Here is a 17,461-nt window from a genome sequence, read left to right on the forward strand (position 1 = left end):
GGAAATCATTCATGAGCGCAGACATTCACCACGACGAGAGCGAGACCATCAAGCCGCTGGAGCCGCAGCAGATTGATGCTTTCTGGGGCGATTTTTCCAACCAGCTGAGCCAGCTGGAGGGGCTTGATCGCCATGAGTTTGTGGAAAGCTCCAATGAGTTGCTGCACCAATATGCGCCGGGCCTGAGTCTGGAGCTGGAAGGCAAGCTCGGGGAAGCCGGCTCCCGTCTGGTGATCTCGGCCCATGGCAACACGGCGCAGTTCGAGAATGCCCAGGCACTGGTACGCCAGGCGCCGCGTTTCGAGCATTACGGCGTGCAGGCGTTTCGCAGCCGCGCGCTGGGCAGCAACTTCGGCATGCGCATGGACGGCTTCGAGCTGGCCTGCTCCGATATCCGGGTGGGCTATTACGATGCGGGCGGCATCATAGGCCTCAAGCTCTCGTTCGAGAAGCCCATTGCCAGGGACATGGCCGAGCATGCGCAGCACATGGCTTTCATCATGCTGGACCATGTGCTGGGCGAGTGGGATTTTTCCGTACGCGTGGGCCCGGTCGAGTTCGTCGACGAGGCTGCGGCCGATGTCTACGGCTCCGCTCTGCTGTCGGAGTTCCCGCCGCTGTTCGATGGCTTCATCCGCCAGCAGCTGGGCCGCAGCTATGAATTCCCCCAGGAAGACAGCGACCGCTGGCTCTCGCTCGAAGTGCGTGCACAGGATGCCGACGAGGATGCGCCGCCCGATATCCTGACCTTCCACGACGGGGCCAATGCCGTGGCCACGCGTGCCGATCTGTCGCATTTCATGGAGTGGCGCTTCACTTTCTCCAGCCAGCAAGAGCTGGACGGCGTGCGTGACGCCCAGGATGCGCTGGATGAACAACTCAGCCGCGAGCAGCGCGGCATTCTTGCCTTCTCGCGCGTGGAAAACATGAGTGCCCGCGTGGCCACCTACTATGTGGAAGATCCGGTCCATGCGGTGCAACTGGCCGGACAACTGGGCAGACAGCATGTGCCCGAGCTGGAGGGTGAGCTCAGCGTGAGCTTCGATCCTTCCTGGAACGAGTTCCTGTCTCTGTACGCCGCCATTCACCGCAACGACCGTCCCGAGGAGGTCCTGGCTTCATGATCACTTCGCGTGAGCAACTGCTGCAGTTGTATGACCCGCCGGCCGAGAGGGCGCTGCTCAAGCAGCAGTGGGAGCTGGATCGGCACTGCCTGCGCTTTATCGCGCTGTCGCCGTTTCTGGTCATGGCCACGGGCGGTCCAGGCGAAGCCTTGCTCGATGCCTCGCCACGAGGCGGCAAGCCTGGCTTCGTCAAGGCACCGGACGCCAATACCTTGCTCATTCCCGATGCCGGCGGCAACAACCGGCTGGACAGCCTGAGCAACCTGCTCGACGACCCGCGCCTGGGCCTGCTGTTCTTTGTGCCGGGCTTCGACGAAACCCTGCGTGTCAACGGCACGGCCCAGCTGCGTGACGAGGCGCATTACACGGCCTTGTTTGCCAGCGATCATTTCCGCCCCAAGCTGGTGATCGAAGTCCATGTGCAGGAAGCCTATCTGCACTGTGCCAAGGCGCTGATGCGCTCGCGCCTGTGGAGCGAGGAAGCCAGGGTGGCGCGCAACGTCATGCCCACGCTCAATCAGATCATCCATGCCCAAATGGGGCTGACCGCACAACCTGAATCGCAGGAAAGCATGGTGGCCCGCTATGGCGCCATGATTGCCGCCGAGCAGATCAAGAAAAGTTGATAGCTGACAGCGCCTGTCATGAAAGGATTCTCGATGAAAAACGTTTTGAAACCCAATATTCATAGGCGCAAACAGCTATGGCTTTGATACTGATTCTTGGCGCATCACGCGGTCTGGGGCGGGCCCTGGCCGAGGCCTACCTGGCGCAGGGCCACCAGGTGATTGCCACCGTGCGCAAGGCTGAAGACATGGTCGACCTGCAGGCACGGGGCGCCCGGGTGCTGCAGGTCGATCTGGCCGATCCGGCCAGCGTCAGCGGCCTGGCCTGGCAGCTTGACGGGGCCAGCATCGATATCGCGCTGTACGTGGCCGGCGTCTGGGACGGTCATGACGCAGGCGTGCCGCCTACCCAGCAGCAGTTCGACCTGGTGATGCACAGCAATGTGCTGGGCTTCATGCAGGCCCTGCCGCAGATTGCGCCCATGGTGCAGGAGGCTGGCGGCGTGATCGGCGCCTTCTCCAGCGGCATGTCCCTGCTGGGCGATGCGGACGAGAGCGCCTGGCTGTACCGCGTCAGCAAGGCTGCGCTCAATATGGCCGTGGTCTCGGCCTGCCGCCAATGGCCGGGCCTGACGCTGCTGGCGCTGGACCCGGGCTGGGTGCAGACCGAGATGGGCGGCGCTGCGGCCCCGCTGTCGGTGGCTCAAAGCGTGCAGGGACTGATGCAGGCCCTGGCGCAGGTCAAGCCCGAAGACCGTGGCCAGCTGCTGCGCCACGACGGCAGATACATCAAGCTTCTAGACGCCTAGCCCAGGCTGAACAACGGGCATATAGCTATAAATATCGGAGACAACATGCTGCTGAATCAGGACCAGGAAATGATCCGCGACGCTTTGCGCGATTTTGTGCGCGAGCAGATCACCCCCCATGCCGCGCGCTGGGACAAGGAACACCAGTTCCCCAAGGATGTGCACCAGGGGCTGGCCGCGCTCGGTGCCTATGGCATCTGCGTGCCCGAGGAGCTCGGTGGTGCGGGCCTGGACTATGTGAGCCTGGCGCTGGTGCTCGAGGAAATTGCCGCCGGCGATGGTGGCACCAGCACCGTCATCAGCGTGACCAATTGCCCGGTCAATGCCATCCTCATGAAGTACGGCAGTGCCAGCCAGCAGGAGCAATGGCTGCGTCCGCTGGCCCAGGGGCAGATGCTGGGTGCCTTCTGCCTGACCGAGCCCCATGTGGGCAGCGATGCCTCGGCGCTGCGTACCACGGCTGTGCGCGATGGCGAGGACTACGTCATCAACGGCGTCAAGCAGTTCATCACCAGCGGCAAGAATGGCGATGTCGCCATCGTCATCGCCGTCACCGACAAGGCTGCGGGCAAGAAAGGCATGAGTGCCTTCATCGTGCCCACCGTCAATCCCGGCTACCAGGTGGCACGCCTGGAGGACAAGCTGGGCCAGCACAGCAGCGATACGGCACAGATCAATTTCGAGAACTGCCGCATTCCCGGGTCTAACCTGATCGGGGCCGAGGGCGAGGGCTACAGGATTGCGCTGTCCGCACTCGAGGGCGGGCGTATCGGCATTGCCGCGCAAAGCGTGGGCATGGCGCGTGCGGCCTTTGAATGCGCCCTGCAATACAGCAAGGAACGCGAGAGCTTTGGCCAGCCCATCTTCAACCATCAGGCCGTGGGCTTCAGGCTCGCCGAATGTGCCACGCAAATTGAAGCAGCCCGGCAGCTGATCTGGCATGCTGCCAGCCTGCGTGATGCGGGTCTTCCCTGCCTGAAGGAAGCCGCCATGGCCAAGCTCTTTGCCAGCGAGATGGCCGAGCGCGTATGCAGCGCCGCCATCCAGACCCTGGGCGGCTATGGCGTGGTGAGCGACTTCCCCGTGGAGCGGATCTATCGCGATGTGCGTGTGTGCCAGATCTACGAAGGCACCAGCGATGTGCAGAAGATATTGATCCAGCGGGCGCTGGCCTGATCTGCGCCTGGCGGCAAAAGCCCGCCGTTGTCAACTGCTGTGCACGAGGCTGTGGCACATCAGGGGACGGGCCGGTTGCCGATGTCACAAGGCCTGCTTAGGATGTGCTCAGTGGGGGAGTTCCCCCAGGGGTTTCAACCATTTGCAGCAGGAGTCCGCAGCATGCCTTTTGCCCAGGTCAATGGTCAGAATATCTACTACGAGGACACGGGAGGGCGTGGCCCGGCCATTGTGTTCTCGCACGGCCTGCTCATGGATCACACCATGTTCGAGCCACAGATACAGGCTTTGCAGGGGCTGTATCGCTGCATCAGCTGGGACGAGCGTGGTCATGGGCAGACGGCGGACCCCGAGCATTGCGAAGCGTTCAGCTACTATGACTCGGCCGACGATCTGGCGGCCTTGCTCAAATATCTGGGTGTGGAAAAAGCCGTGCTGGTGGGCATGTCGCAAGGCGGCTATCTCTCGCTGCGCTGCGCGCTGATTCATCCGGATGTCGTGGGCGCGCTGGTGTTGATCGACACCCAGGCCATGCTGGAGGATCCCGAACAGATGCCGCACCATGAGGCGCTGCTCAAGGCCTGGATGGAGCATGGGCTGTCGGATGACATGGCCACCATCGTGGAGCACACGATTCTGGGCCAGGGTTGGCCGGGAGCTGAGCAGTGGCGCGCCAAATGGAAACAGGCCTCTCCGATCAACCTGGGGCAGAGCTTTGCGACGCTGGCGCTGCGCGACGACATCAGCCCGCGCCTGGCCGAAATCAAGGTGCCTGCGCTGGTGATTCATGGCGACAAGGATGCGGCCATCGGTGTGGAGCGTGCGCGGGCCATGTTCAAGGGCCTGCCCCAGGCCCAGTGGGTGGATGTGGCCGGCGCAGGCCATGCAGCCAATCTCACGCACCCGGAACCCGTGAATGCGGCCATCAGGCAGTTTCTGGACGGCCTGCACTGAGAACCAACACGTACTGAGGTTCAGGCCTCTCCCAGCTCTGCCATGCTGCGCTTGCGCAGTACCACGGTGATCTGTCCGTTGGTCTCGATCGTGGCGCGCTCCACCTCATGCGCGTTGAGGCAGCCATTGGAGCGCAGGGCTGCCGCGAGGTCTTCGGCAGTGATCTGCTCCTGCGTCATCAGACTGGGTTGCACAATGCCCTGGTGAATCAGGACCTTGGGCTTGCCATTCACCAGCCTGCGAAGCCTCGCAAAGCGGTAACTCAGGTGGGAGAGCAGCGCATGGCAGGCCAGCAGCGTGCCGGCACTGATCAGGCCGCCGATCAGCGAGTTGTCGCCCGCATTCATGGAGTTCTGTACTGCGTTGGAAAGAATCAGCAGCAGCACCAGATCGAAAGGTGCGTACTGGCCGGTCTGGCGCCTGCCGGTCAGACGCAGAAACACCAGCAGAAACAGGTAGACGCTAACACCGCGAATCACGAACTCCCACCAGGGAACCGCCATGGAGAACATAGACAAACCTTTGAGCAGCGAGCTTTGAACTGCCGCTACTGTGCTATGAGGCGACCGACTGCGCAAGCCGGCTTGTTCGTTGTTCGACTTGGTCGACAATGCAGCATTGCCAATCAAGACTGCCAAAGTTGTGAAAGAAGCTGAGAAAAAGCGGGACTGTCCCTGTGGACGCAAGAATGCCAAAGGCCGGCTGCTGGCCTATGCCGATTGCTGCGGCCGTTACATCGATCACTGGGATACCCGGCCCGCTCCCGATGCCGAGGCTCTGATGCGCTCGCGCTATACGGCCTTCGTGTCTGAGAACCAGGAATACTTGCAAGCCACCTGGCATGCCAGCCAGCGCCCGTCCCAGCTTGATTTTGATGCCGCCACCAAATGGCTGGGGCTGGATGTTAAGCAGTTTCAGTCGACCGGGGATGCTTCAGCAGAGGTCGAATTCGTCGCCCGCTATCGTTTGGCGGGGCGTGCCGTACGCCTGCATGAGCGCAGCCGCTTCGTGCTCGAGGGTGGGCGCTGGTTCTACGTTGATGGCGATCAATTCTGAAGTCGATTCGGCGCAGTTGACCCGGCTGCAGGCCGGTCTGCGCCTGTTGCAGTCACTGGCTTCGCGTGGCTCCTCCGAAATCGCGGCCTTGCTGATTCCAGCCCTGCTGCTGTGGGTCAGTACCCGCAACAGCCCAGCCGTCAGCGCCGGGCTGGCCTGGTGGTGGGGGCTGATGATCGTCATGGCGCTGGGCTTTTTGCTGTTCCGCCGCAGACTGCATCGCCAGTGGCGGTCGGCGTGCGATTGGGAGCCATTGCGACTGCAGGCGGCATTGACGGCATGGCAGCGACAGCTGGCGCTGGCCGCGTTGATCAACGGCCTGCTCTGGGTGAGCGTGCTGGCCTTTACCTGGAGTGACAGCCACAGTGAGCTGCGCCTGCTGATCTATCTGGTACTGCTGGGCGTGATGGCATCGGCCGCCACCTTTCTGGCCCCCGTGCCGCAGGTGTTCGCAGCCTTCATGGCGGGCATCTACTTGCCGATGTTGCTGTGCACGCTGCATTACTTTCCGAAAAAAGGCCCTTATCTGCTGCCGCTGCTGCTGCTGTACGGCGCCATACTTGTCCGCCACGCCTGGGGTGCGCGGCGTTTCGTGCAGCAGCAGATGGCGCACGAACTGGAGCGTCAGGCACTGGCGGAGCGCTACCGCGAAGCCAAGGAACAGGCCGAGAATGCGCTGGCCGAAAAAAACTGGTTCATTTCCGCCGCCAGTCATGATCTGCGGCAACCCCTGCATGCCATGGGCCTGATGCTGCAAGCCGCTCATCAGCGCAATCAGGATGACGATCTGGCGCAGCTGCTGCAGGAAATGCAGGCCTGCACGCGCGACCTGGGCTCCATGTTCAACGACCTGATGGATCTGTCGCGGCTTGAGGGCGACAGCTTCGCACCGCAATGGCAGGCGGTATCCATGAGTGCGGTGCTGGACGAAGCCCGGCGCCTGTTCGCGCGCGAGGCAGCGCAGCGTGGTCTGCGTCTGCGCGTGAGGCAACCAGCTCATATGCCGGCACTGTGCACGGATGCGGTGCTGTTGCGGCAGATGGTTTTCAATCTGCTGCAAAACGCGCTGCGCTACACCGACCAGGGCGGGGTGCTGCTGGCGCTGCGGCACAGGCAGGGACGCTGGCTTTTGCAGGTGTGGGACAGCGGTTGTGGCATGAGCGAGCAGGAATGCGCACAGGTCTTCATGCGTCACTATCGCAGCCCTGCGCGTCAGCAGCGCGATGCCAGAGAGGGCGTGCCGGCGCCATTGCGCGGGCGTGGCCTGGGCTTGTCCGTGGTGGCACTGGCAGCGCAGCGGCTGGGCGTGGAGTGCGGCGTGCAGTCGTTGCCGGGCAAGGGCTCGTGTTTCTGGTTGCGCTGGCCGCAGGATGCCGAGCAGTGGCAGACCTCGTCCGTGCTGCCTGTACCGCCGATATCGACTGGATCGCAGTGGTTTTCCCCATTGCAGGGGCACTGTCTGGTCGTGGAAAACGATGCGCAGCTGGCCCCGGTGCTGGTACAGATTTTGCAGAGCTGGGGTGTGCAGGTGCAAAGAGCGCGCAGCTTGGTTGAGGCGCAGCAACTGCTGGCCGATGGATTGTTGCCAGACTTTGTGTTGTGCGACCAGCGATTGAAGGATGGCGCAAGCGGGCTTGAGTGTTTGATGCAGCTTCTGGACCAGCATCCGCAAGCCAGCGGTGCTTTGATGAGCGGCGATGAGGAGATGCTGGAGCAGGTCCAGGATCAGGGTTATCTGGCCCTGGCGACCCCGCTGCAGCCCGACCAGCTGCATGCGGTGCTGGCGCGCTGTATGGCGATCTCCCAGCCTTAGTCCAAGTCGACCTCTATGCCTCGCATGCGCGTGATCAGGGCCACGCGGTTGCTGGCACCCAGGCGCTGCAGCAGGGCGGTGACATGCTCCTTGACCGTGTATTCGGACAGGTTCAGTGCCTGTGCAATGGCGCGATTGGGCTTGCCCTGCAGCAACAGGCTCAGTACCTGCGCCTGGCGGGCAGTGATGCCGAGCTCTCTGGCGCTCATATGCAAGATGCTGCCCGCGGTTGGAATCGGAGGTGCGCTAGGGATGGGAGGCAGGGCCTCAAACCAGATGCGGCCATTCAGCAGGGCTTGCACCGCTGCCTGAAATTCGTGAGACGGACTGCTTTTGTGCACAAAGCCATGCACACCTGCGGCTGCGGCCTTGCTGATGATGGCCGGGTGCTTGTCGCCGCTGGTCACCAGAATGCGTGTGCCAGGAGCCAGAGCCAGAATGCTGTGCACAAATTCCAGAGATGCACCGTCCTCCAGCCAGAAGTCCATCACGGTGATAACGGGCTCACCCAGTGCAGCAATCACGGCCAGCGCCTCATTGCCGTGAGCCGCGCAGCGCACCTGGCGCACGCCGGCACTGCTCATCAGCGCTTGTGACAGGCCCTCGGCGACCAGCGGGTGATCATCCACCACCAGCGCATAGGGCTGTGCGCACAGTTGAGTGGTGCTCAGGATTTGCAGTAGATCGGGCATGAGCCTTCCTTTGGGCTTGGTAACAAAGACCCCTCCTCGGTAGGGAGTGGTTTGCTCGCAAGCCTTCTGACAATGTCTGTAAGACGACGCTGATGGCTATCTCAGTGTCGGGATCTGGACATTTTCAACCAACATCAAGACCGAGGAGCAAGCCTGTGTCATCTCGTATGCAAATCACCCGTAGAACCGCAGCCCTGTTGCTGATTTCCACCCTGGCCGCCTGTGGCGGCGGTGGAGATGGTGGCAGCAGCGGAAGCATAGGCGGAGGCGGCGGCTCAGAAGGCGGTGGAGGCAATACGGGAGGCAGCGGCAACGGCAATCAGGCCGTCACGGGAACTTACAAGATGGGCGGCCAGACTGCCACCAGCCATGCGCAGATGCTGGATTTTGCCAACAGCATGGGGGCCGACGGCTATGCGCTGTTCAGCTCCCTGGCGGGATCGATCAGCTCGACCGGTTCGGAGATCGGCGACTTCTATCTCACGGATACCGCACATGCAGGGCGCAAGTTCAGCTATGTCAATCCTGCGGCACAGCCATCACGCACCGCCTTTCTGGCCCAACTGAACCAGCAGGGCAGCAGCGGCTATATGTACAAGTCCGATGCGGTGTTCGGCGATGTCGGCGACATCCGCAGCGTCTACGTCAAGGACAACAGCCGCAGCGACCAGTTCAGCTACAGAACGGTGACGCCCGTGGCCACCACCGCCGAAGCCTTTGCCACGGAACTGAACGGCCAGGGCGCCGAAGGCTATCGCTATCTGGGTCCCCAGATCGTCAACAACGAGCTGTTCAGTCTGTATGCCAAGCGCAATGACGGCGTCACCTATACCTATCAGGTCGACAAGCTCGGCAGCTCATTCTCGGCCGCCGATGCTGCAGCGATGAGAACGCGTCTGGCCCAAAAGGGGGCGGATGGCTGGTTCATCCGCGGCACGCAGAGGCTGGGCGGTGACCCGCTGAACATGAGCTATGTGGATGTCTTCGAGAAAAGCTCGGCACAGAATGGCGCCATCGAATACCTGGTCGAGGCCTCGGCAAGCAGTGATTCGCTCACGACCCAGCTGAGCAATATGAATGCCAATGCGGCCAAGGGCTTCTTCTATTTCAGCGGGATCATGACTTCCGACAACAAGACAAGCACCATCTACGCCAAGAACAGCGCGTGGATGATCAATCCGCTGGCCGGAGTGACCTTCCCCTGAACTCGAAAAGGGCGTGAGCGCATAATTGCGCCCTCTGTTTCTTGATACTAGGCGCCGTTGAGCGCCTTTTTTGCATCCGACGATGCACTGGTAATGCTTTCATGACTGCTTTTGACGCTGTGCTTTTCGACTGTGATGGTGTGCTGGTGGACAGCGAGTCCATCACCAATCGCGTGCTGTGCACCATGCTCAACGAATCTGGCTGGGCCATCAGCCAGGAACAGTGCACGCGCGACTTCATCGGCAAGACGGTGCGCAGCCAGGCGGCCGTGATCGAAGCCCATACCGGCAAGCCGCTGACCGATGCCTGGATGGCCGAGTTCTACGAGCGCCGCAATGCCGCCCTGCGTGCCGAACTGGTGGCCATCGATGGCGCGCTGGAAGCGGTCGGGCAGATTCACGCGCTGTGCAACGGTCGCATTGCCTGCGCCTCCGGTGCGGACCGTGCCAAGGTGGAGATGCAGCTCGCCAAGGTGGGCATGGCTCCCTATTTCGAAGGTCATGTCTACAGCGGCCATGAAATGCCGCGCAGCAAGCCTTTCCCCGATGTGTATCTGGCTGCGGCCGAGGCGCTGAAGGCCGATCCCGCCAACTGCCTGGTGATCGAGGACACCATGACCGGGGTTCAGGCCGGTGTGGCAGCAGGTGCCACCGTCTGGGGCTATTTCCCGGCGGATCAGGGTCATGCCTCGGCAGAGCAACTGCTCGAGGCTGGCGCAGCCTGCGTGTTCGGAGACATGGGCGATTTGCCCGCCATGTTCGAGGCCGTGCGCAGGAGTGCCGCCAGCGCCTCGGCTGGCGATGACGACGAGCACGACCTGCGGTAAAGCGCGCTCAGTCCCAGATCGACAGCGCCTCGCGCAGGTGCTTCATGGGCTGATCGTCGATAACGCTGTTGTGCAGCAGTATCACGCGCTGTACGGGCCAGCTTTGGACACGCTCCACCCAACTGCGCACGGCGGCCTTGTCCCTGACCAGCAGGCGCACAGTGCGCGGTACGGTCAGGCGCTCATGTCCGCCCGTCAGACCCAGATACATGCGTACCGGCAGGCTTAGCGGTCCCTGCCAGCATTGCAGCACGTCGGTAGCGACGAGGCTGCCGCTGGCCGGGTGGAACCACAGCGTCTCGTCGAGCATGGGAAGGCCGTCCAGCGGCAGGCATTGCAGCTCGCCTGCCCAGGGCGCTTCAGCATCTGGCGGCAAAGGCTCCAGCAGCGGCAGATCCGGCCGCTTGCGCAGCACGCCCTGTGTGCCATAGATCCGGGCCTGTGGATAGAGCCTGGCCAGTTTGCCCAAGAACAAGTGGTGCATGGCGCTGGGTGCGACTATGTGCTGCACCGGTCCCAGGGCGTCGAGCGCAGCTTTCTGTCCGTCCGTCAGCGGCACTGCAGAGTGAGAGAACAGGCTGCCGTCGGCCAGCCGGATCACCGTCATGCGTGTGCTGACCTTCAGCCCTGCATTGCTGAAGTGATAGCTGAGTGCCCAGACCCCATCAGCGATTGCCTGCCAGTTTTCTGAGGATTCCTGCATGGAGAGCTCCTTGCGTCAGACGGCGCGCTGGCCGGCGGTCTTGCGAAATTCCGAAGGGGACAGCCCTGTCCAGAGGCGAAAGGCGCGGATAAAGCTCTTGTCGTTGAGAAAGCCGCAGGCCTGGGCCACGCGCTTGATGGGGCGGCTGGTGCGCAGCAGCAGCGCAATCGCGCGTTCACGCCGGATATCGTCCTTGAGGGCCTGCAGCGAAATACCTTCTTCCTTGAGCTGGCGGTGCAGGCTGCGCTGCGACAGATGCAGCTGGCGGGACAGCGTTTCAGCCGTCTGCTGCTCCTCCCCGCTGGCGGCCAGCAGATGGCGCACACGCTGCACCAGAGTCTTCTCGCGTTGGTAGGGGCGCACCTGGATCGGCAAGGCGCGCTGCAGCATCCGGTTGAGGGCCGCCTCGTCGCGCGCCAGCGGAGCCTGCAGCCAGCGTGCTTCAAACTGCAGACTGGCGACGGGTGCATCAAAAGCGATGCTGCCCGGTGCGAACAGCACCTTGTAGACGCTGGCATGTGCGGGCTCGGAAAACGGAAAGCTGGCATGCAGCAGGCTGATCGGTTCGTTGATCAACCAGCTTGCAAAGCCGTGGATATTGCGCAGCACCGATACCATGCAGAACTCGCGCATGCTTCCCAGCGGGCGGCTTTCATGCAGGGTGAGGGTGGCAATGCCAGCTTGCTCGCTGAGCTGAAGCTGTATGTCCTGTGCAATCAGTCCGTGATGGCGGCACCAGCGTGCCAGCGCCAGGCCCAGTTGCGGAGCGCTGATGCTGGCGCGGGCCAGCATGCCGTAGCTGCCCCAGGGCAGGCGGCGCTCGAACCAGCCCAAGGCTTCATCGTCCAGCTCGCGCATGGCTGCGTCGGATAGGGCCTCCATCTGCAAAGCCGTGATGCGCTCGTTGGCATCGTCAATCAGGTTTGGCGGGATTTGTGCCTTTTCCAGGGCACCTAGCGCTGACATCTGCCTTGCTTCATAAGCGCGGACAATGGCTTTCACAAACGCCATGGGGGTAATTGCCGGGTGCGATTTGAGCACGGAGCTGGCATGGTGTGGCAGAGGAGTCTTGACCAGGGAAGGGGTGAGCATTTGGCAATTATTGCAACCTTTGTGACTTCTTCTGGACAGGGCTTGCCCTTATTCTGAGGCGCAGAAAACGGTGCTGAATGGACGCCGTGCAGCCAGTTCGCAGGTGGCTGCCGGCACGCAAGGAGACACAAGACCATGCCATTGCAAGTGAACGCTCTGACCGCCAGCTATGCCAAGGGGCGCACGGATGTGCCGCTGATCGAGCAGACGATTGGCGATTTTTTTGCCGCAATGGCAGGGCGCCAGGGCGCGCGTGACGCGCTGGTCAGCCGTCATCAGGGTCTGCGCTACAGCTATGCCCAGCTGCATGTGGCTGCGCGCCAGCTGGCCAGCGCGCTGCTGTCGCAAGGGCTGGTCAAGGGTGACCGGGTAGGGATCTGGAGCCATAACAATGCCGAGTGGGTGCTGCTGCAGCTGGCCACGGCTCAGGTGGGACTGGTGCTGGTCAACATCAACCCGGCCTATCGCACCTCTGAAGTCGAATATGCGCTCAACAAGGTGGGCTGCAAAGCGCTGGTGTCCATGCCGCGGTTCAAGACCAGCGACTATCTTGGCATGCTGCGTGAGCTGGCGCCCGAGCTGGCGAGCTGCGCACCGGGCCAGCTGCAATCCAAACGCCTGCCGACCTTGCGCACGGTGGTGTGGATTGACGCTGCCGGCTCAGGTGCTGCCGGCTCAGGCGCAGCGGATCTGGACGTCGAACAGCCCGGCATGCTGCGTTTTTCGCAGCTGATGGCGCAAGGAACCAGTGCCGATGAGCGCATTGATGCCATTGCGGCCACGCTCAGCAACCGCGACCCCATCAACATCCAGTTCACCAGCGGCACCACGGGCTTTCCCAAGGGGGCGACGCTGACGCACCGCAACATCCTCAACAACGGCTTTTTCATTGGCGAATGCATGCGCCTCACGCCCAAGGACCGGCTTTGCATTCCCGTGCCGCTGTATCACTGCTTCGGCATGGTGCTGGGCAATCTGGCCTGCTTCACCCATGGCTCGACCATCGTCTATCCGAATGATGGCTTCGACCCCATCACCGTGCTGGAGGCGGTGCAGGCAGAGAAATGCACGGGTCTGCATGGCGTGCCCACCATGTTCATTGCCGAGCTCGATCATCCGCGCTTTGCCGAGTTCGATCTGTCCACGCTGCGAACCGGCATCATGGCGGGCTCGCCCTGTCCCATCGAGGTGATGAAGCGTGTGGTGAAGGATATGCATCTGAGCGAAATCACCATCGCTTACGGCATGACCGAAACCAGTCCCGTGAGCTGTCAGAGCGATGCCGACACGCCGCTGGAAAAACGCGTTGCCACCGTGGGCAAGGTGCAGCCGCATCTGGAGGTGAAGATTGTGGATCCATCCACCGGCGAGATCATGCCGCCGGGCCAGTCGGGCGAGCTGTGCACGCGTGGCTATTCCGTCATGCACGGCTACTGGGAAGACGAGGCCAGAACCCGCGAGGCCATCGATGCCGAGCAATGGATGCACACCGGCGATCTGGCGACCATGGACGCCGAAGGCTATGTGAATATCGTGGGCCGCATCAAGGACATGGTGATCCGTGGCGGCGAGAACATCTACCCGCGTGAGATCGAGGAATTCCTCTATCGCCACCCCAAGGTGCAGGACGTGCAGGTGGTGGGCGTGCCCGATGTGCGCTATGGCGAGGAGCTGTGTGCCTGGATCATTGTCAAGCCCGGTCAGGAACTCGGCGAGGATGAGATCCGTGAGTTCTGCAAGGGGCAGATTGCGCACTACAAGGTGCCGCGCTATATCCGCTTTGTCCAGGCCTTCCCGATGACGGTGACGGGCAAGATCCAGAAGTTCAGGATTCGCGACGAGATGATCGAGTTGCTGGATCTGCGCGTCATCAAGACGGCCTGAATATGTGCTCCCCCCTGAGCGGCTTCGCACCTTCACTGCGCCGGGTGCCCCCCAAGGGGGACGACACCCTCGGTGCGGTGCGGTGCGGCCAGCTTCGGCCCTTCCTCGGTGTCTCTGGCTTAGTGATTGGACGGCGTGCTGGTCATGGTCAGACCCGCTGCGCGGCACGCCACGATCAGGCGCTTGCGCATGGCGATTTCCTGCATGTCCAGCTCGCTGACCAGGCTGCGCAGCGATTCGTCGTTGATGCGGTGGGCCTGTCTTTCGGCGTAGTAAAAGTCCCGCTCGGCATGAATGCACTCGATGCGGGTTTCGATCTCCATCACATAGCGCAGCTTGCGCTGGCGCACGACTTCGGGCGCTTCGCGCAGCAGCTCTATGCTTTGCGCGGCGCCGCTGCCGTCGTCGAGCAACTGGATGCGGTTGCGGTATTCCTGGGTCAGGTGGCCGTTGACCTCCTGGCGCATCGCCACCCATTCGGGGTCGCGGCGCTGCATTTCTTCCTCGCTCAGCGTGAGCTTGGCCATGGCCGCCATGCAGGCCTGTTCGCGGGCCAGGCGCTCCTCGCGCACGGTGGGCGACTCTTCGTGCGGGGGCAGGTGGCGCAGCACGACGGGAAGGCCCACGGCGCCGATCACCAGCGTGAACAAAATGGTGCCGGTGGCGAGAAAGACCAGCATGTCGCGGCCCGGGAAGGGCTGGCCGTTGTTCAGCAGCATGGGCACGGACAGCGCACCGGCCAGCGTGACCGCGCCGCGAATGCCGGCCAGCGTGGTGGCCAGATTCAGCAGTGGCGAGGGACGCTCGGACATCTTGCCCTGCCGGTGGGCGCGCAGCAGAGATCCATGCACACCCAGGACCAGCCAGATCCAGCGCATCAACAGCAGCGCAAACGAAATCGCGGCCACATAGCCGACCAGAATCCACCAGTCATGGCCGGCCTGATGCAGCGGCACGCCGATGATGGACGGCAGCTGCAGGCCCAGCAGCAGGAAGATGGCGCCGTTGAAGGCCGATTCCACCATGCTCCAGGTGCCTTCGGTCTGCAGGCGTTCGCTGATATAGCTGCTGCGCTCCAGGTCGGCGAAATTGGTGGCGATGCCGGCGGTCACGGCAGCCAGAATGCCCGAGACTCCGATTTTCTCACCCACGATATAGGCGGCAAAAGGCAGCAGCACCAGCAGCAACACCATCTGCGTGGCAGCGACATCGCCCAGGCGGCGCGTGATGGTGCCGCGCGCATGGCTGAAGCCCCAGCCTATCAGCGTACCCACACCCAGGCCGCCGACGGCCATCCAGGTGAATTCCTTGGCGACTTCGCCCCAGGAGAACATGCCGGTCAGCGTGGCTGCAATCGCAAATTTCAGCGCCACCAGACCCGATGCGTCATTGAGCAGCGACTCGCCCTCCAGCACGTGCATGGTCTTCTCGGGCATGCCCAGATTGCGCGTGATGGCCGAAACGGCCACGGCATCGGTGGGCGAGATCACGGCGGCCAGGGCAAAGGCCACGGTCAGCGGAATCTCGGGAATCATCCAGTGGATGAGATAGCCCAGGCCCAGCACGGTGAACAGCACCAGGCCCAGGGCCAGCAGCAAAATGGGTTTGGCCAGTGCGAAGAATTCACGCTTGGGGATGCGCCAGCCGTCGGCGAACAGCAGCGGCGGAATGAACAGCAGCAGGAACAGCTCGGGGTCGAACGCGATGTGCAGGCCGGCTTGCGGCCAGGCAATCAGTGCACCCAGTGCGATTTGAATCAGAGGCAGGGGGATGGCCCGGATATAGCGGGCCACAATGCCTGTCAGCGCTCCCAGCAGCAAGACAAGCAAAACGGTTTCAACAGCGTGCATAAGGCATTTTCTTCAACTGCCGTGGCAGTGCTGTGTCTGAGCAAGAAAAAAACCAAGTTCCCGTATCGGGCAAAGTAATCAAGACAAGAGGCAAGCGATGAGCATTCTGGGTACACAACTGAATCCGCGTTCGGCAGATTTCCTGGCCAACGCTGCCGCCATGCAGGCGCTGGTCAATGAGCTGCACGCACGCTGCGATCAGAACGCACTGGGCGGCAACGAAGCGGCACGCGCCAAGCATGTGGCGCGCGGCAAGCTGTTGCCGCGCGAGCGCGTGCAGCGGCTGCTGGACCCCGGCACGCCGTTTCTGGAGCTGTCGCCGCTGGCCGCGCTCAATATGTACAACAATGATGCACCGGGCGCCGGCGTGATTGTCGGCGTGGGCCGCGTCAGCGGCGTGGACTGCATGATCGTCTGCAACGACGCCACCGTGAAGGGCGGAACCTACTACCCGATGACGGTGAAAAAGCATCTGCGCGCGCAGGAGGTGGCCGCGCAGAACCGTCTGCCCTGCATCTATCTGGTGGACTCGGGTGGTGCCAACCTGCCCAATCAGGACGAGGTCTTCCCCGATCGCGAACATTTCGGCCGCATCTTCTACAACCAGGCCAATATGAGCGCCCAGGGCATCGCCCAGATCGCCGTGGTCATGGGGTCGTGCACGGCAGGCGGCGCCTATGTGCCGGCCATGAGCGACGAGTCCATCATCGTCAAGAACCAGGGCACCATCTTTCTGGGCGGCCCTCCCCTGGTCAAGGCCGCCACCGGCGAGGTGGTCAGTGCCGAGGACCTGGGCGGCGGCGATGTGCACACGCGCCTGTCGGGCGTGGCCGACCATCTGGCCGAGAACGATCTGCATGCACTGGCGCTGGCACGCCAGGCAGTGGCAAACCTGAACAAGGGCAAGCCCCAGTCGCAGACCGACCATGCGCCGGCCGCCCCCCTCTTCGAGAGCGAAGAGCTGTATGGCGTGATTCCCGTCGATACGCGCAAGCCCTTCGATGTGCGCGAGATCATCGCCCGCATCGTGGACGGCAGCCAGTTCGACGAGTTCAAGGCCCGCTTCGGCAACACCCTGGTCTGCGGCTTTGCGCGCATCGAGGGCATGCAGGTCGGCATCATCGCCAACAACGGCATCCTGTTTTCCGAGTCGGCGGTCAAGGGCGCACACTTCATCGAGCTGTGCTGCCAGCGCAAGATTCCGCTGGTGTTCCTGCAGAACATCACGGGCTTCATGGTCGGGCGCAAATACGAAAACGAAGGCATTGCCCGCCACGGCGCCAAGCTGGTCACGGCCGTGGCCACGGCGGCGGTGCCCAAGTTCACCATCATCATCGGCGGCAGCTTCGGCGCGGGCAACTACGGCATGTGCGGCCGCGCCTATTCGCCCCGTTTCCTCTGGATGTGGCCCAACGCGCGCATCAGCGTCATGGGCGGCGAGCAGGCGGCCAGCGTACTGGCCACCGTCAAGCGCGACGGCATCGAAGCCAAGGGCGGCCACTGGAGTGCAGAAGAAGAGGAGCGCTTCAAGGCGCCCATCCGCCAGCAGTATGAAGACCAGGGCCATCCCTATTACGCCACGGCGCGACTCTGGGACGACGGCGTGATCGATCCCGCCGACACGCGCCGCGTGCTGGCGCTGGGCCTGGCGGCGGCGCGCAATGCTCCGATTGAAGACACGCGCTTCGGCGTATTCCGCATGTAAGCGGC

16 protein-coding genes are annotated in these 17,461 nt (G+C 62.7%); 11 read left to right on the plus strand and 5 right to left on the minus strand.

Annotated elements, in window-relative coordinates; translation table 11 throughout:
* The first annotated feature begins 11 nt into the window (after nt 1-11).
* The 5 genes from NOX35_RS02845 to NOX35_RS02865 all read left to right on the plus strand — a co-directional run bounded on the left by NOX35_RS02845 (nt 12) and on the right by NOX35_RS02865 (nt 4,629).
* The gene (locus NOX35_RS02845) at nt 12-1,124 is read left to right on the plus strand and encodes a hypothetical protein (RefSeq protein ID WP_256495643.1); all 1,113 of its coding nucleotides are present in this window, start codon (nt 12-14) and stop codon (nt 1,122-1,124) included.
* On the plus strand, nt 1,121-1,750 hold the full coding sequence (locus NOX35_RS02850; protein WP_182285523.1) for an MSMEG_1061 family FMN-dependent PPOX-type flavoprotein: 630 nt from the start codon (nt 1,121-1,123) through the stop codon (nt 1,748-1,750). The genes NOX35_RS02845 and NOX35_RS02850 overlap by 4 nt, the downstream gene beginning before the upstream one ends.
* Nucleotides 1,751-1,827: 77 nt before the next feature.
* Nucleotides 1,828-2,499, plus strand: coding sequence for an SDR family oxidoreductase (locus NOX35_RS02855; RefSeq protein ID WP_182285524.1), 672 nt, complete (start codon nt 1,828-1,830; stop codon nt 2,497-2,499).
* Nucleotides 2,500-2,544: 45 nt separating this feature from the next.
* On the plus strand, nt 2,545-3,675 hold the full coding sequence (locus NOX35_RS02860; protein ID WP_256495645.1) for an acyl-CoA dehydrogenase family protein: 1,131 nt from the start codon (nt 2,545-2,547) through the stop codon (nt 3,673-3,675).
* A gap of 162 nt (nt 3,676-3,837) precedes the next feature.
* Nucleotides 3,838-4,629, plus strand: coding sequence for an alpha/beta fold hydrolase (locus NOX35_RS02865; protein WP_182285526.1), 792 nt, complete (start codon nt 3,838-3,840; stop codon nt 4,627-4,629).
* Nucleotides 4,630-4,649: 20 nt separating this feature from the next.
* Here NOX35_RS02865 and NOX35_RS02870 read toward each other — a convergent pair whose 3' ends face one another.
* Complete coding sequence (locus tag NOX35_RS02870; protein ID WP_182285527.1) at nt 4,650-5,141, minus strand: DUF421 domain-containing protein; 492 nt, start codon at nt 5,139-5,141, stop codon at nt 4,650-4,652.
* Nucleotides 5,142-5,271: 130 nt separating this feature from the next.
* Here NOX35_RS02870 and NOX35_RS02875 point away from each other — a divergent pair, with 130 nt between their 5' ends.
* Together NOX35_RS02875 and NOX35_RS02880 are read left to right on the plus strand one after the other, a co-directional pair.
* The gene (locus NOX35_RS02875) at nt 5,272-5,685 is read left to right on the plus strand and encodes a YchJ family protein (protein ID WP_182287085.1); all 414 of its coding nucleotides are present in this window, start codon (nt 5,272-5,274) and stop codon (nt 5,683-5,685) included.
* A complete protein-coding gene (locus tag NOX35_RS02880) occupies nt 5,669-7,498 on the plus strand; it encodes a hybrid sensor histidine kinase/response regulator (protein ID WP_256495646.1) in 1,830 nt (609 codons plus the stop codon). Before NOX35_RS02875 ends, NOX35_RS02880 begins: the two co-directional genes overlap by 17 nt.
* Here the strand turns inward: NOX35_RS02880 and NOX35_RS02885 are convergent.
* Nucleotides 7,495-8,190: a response regulator transcription factor gene (locus tag NOX35_RS02885; protein ID WP_256495648.1), complete on the minus strand. Its 696-nt coding sequence runs from the start codon at nt 8,188-8,190 to the stop codon at nt 7,495-7,497. The two genes, NOX35_RS02880 and NOX35_RS02885, sit on opposite strands and share 4 nt — an antisense overlap.
* Before the next feature lie 167 nt (nt 8,191-8,357).
* Here NOX35_RS02885 and NOX35_RS02890 point away from each other — a divergent pair, with 167 nt between their 5' ends.
* Together NOX35_RS02890 and NOX35_RS02895 are read left to right on the plus strand one after the other, a co-directional pair.
* Nucleotides 8,358-9,395, plus strand: a complete 1,038-nt coding sequence (locus NOX35_RS02890; protein ID WP_256495649.1) for a hypothetical protein — start codon at nt 8,358-8,360, stop codon at nt 9,393-9,395.
* Between the two features lie 101 nt (nt 9,396-9,496).
* Nucleotides 9,497-10,222 carry an HAD family phosphatase gene (locus NOX35_RS02895; RefSeq protein WP_182285531.1) on the plus strand — a complete coding sequence of 242 codons (726 nt, stop codon included), beginning with the start codon at nt 9,497-9,499 and terminating at the stop codon, nt 10,220-10,222.
* A gap of 7 nt (nt 10,223-10,229) precedes the next feature.
* On the opposite strand, the gene NOX35_RS02900 is transcribed toward NOX35_RS02895, so the two are convergent.
* Together NOX35_RS02900 and NOX35_RS02905 are read right to left on the minus strand one after the other, a co-directional pair.
* Entirely contained in the window at nt 10,230-10,925 is a 696-nt protein-coding gene (locus NOX35_RS02900; protein WP_182285532.1) for a DUF4336 domain-containing protein, read from the minus strand.
* 15 nt (nt 10,926-10,940) lie between these two features.
* Nucleotides 10,941-12,017 (minus strand): AraC family transcriptional regulator, encoded by a 1,077-nt coding sequence (locus tag NOX35_RS02905; RefSeq protein ID WP_182285533.1) that lies wholly within the window; start codon nt 12,015-12,017, stop codon nt 10,941-10,943.
* 135 nt (nt 12,018-12,152) lie between these two features.
* Here NOX35_RS02905 and NOX35_RS02910 point away from each other — a divergent pair, with 135 nt between their 5' ends.
* Nucleotides 12,153-13,901 (plus strand): AMP-binding protein, encoded by a 1,749-nt coding sequence (locus NOX35_RS02910; RefSeq protein WP_256495650.1) that lies wholly within the window; start codon nt 12,153-12,155, stop codon nt 13,899-13,901.
* A gap of 119 nt (nt 13,902-14,020) precedes the next feature.
* Here NOX35_RS02910 and NOX35_RS02915 read toward each other — a convergent pair whose 3' ends face one another.
* On the minus strand, nt 14,021-15,751 hold the full coding sequence (locus tag NOX35_RS02915) for a Na+/H+ antiporter (protein ID WP_256495651.1): 1,731 nt from the start codon (nt 15,749-15,751) through the stop codon (nt 14,021-14,023).
* A 97-nt stretch (nt 15,752-15,848) separates the two neighbouring features.
* Between NOX35_RS02915 and NOX35_RS02920 the strand changes: the two genes are divergently transcribed.
* On the plus strand, nt 15,849-17,456 hold the full coding sequence (locus tag NOX35_RS02920; RefSeq protein ID WP_182285536.1) for a carboxyl transferase domain-containing protein: 1,608 nt from the start codon (nt 15,849-15,851) through the stop codon (nt 17,454-17,456).
* Nucleotides 17,457-17,461 lie beyond the last annotated feature (5 nt).

The sequence above is a fragment of the Comamonas sp. C11 genome (genome assembly GCF_024496285.1).
In the GTDB taxonomy this organism is placed as follows: domain Bacteria; phylum Pseudomonadota; class Gammaproteobacteria; order Burkholderiales; family Burkholderiaceae_C; genus Comamonas; species Comamonas testosteroni_F.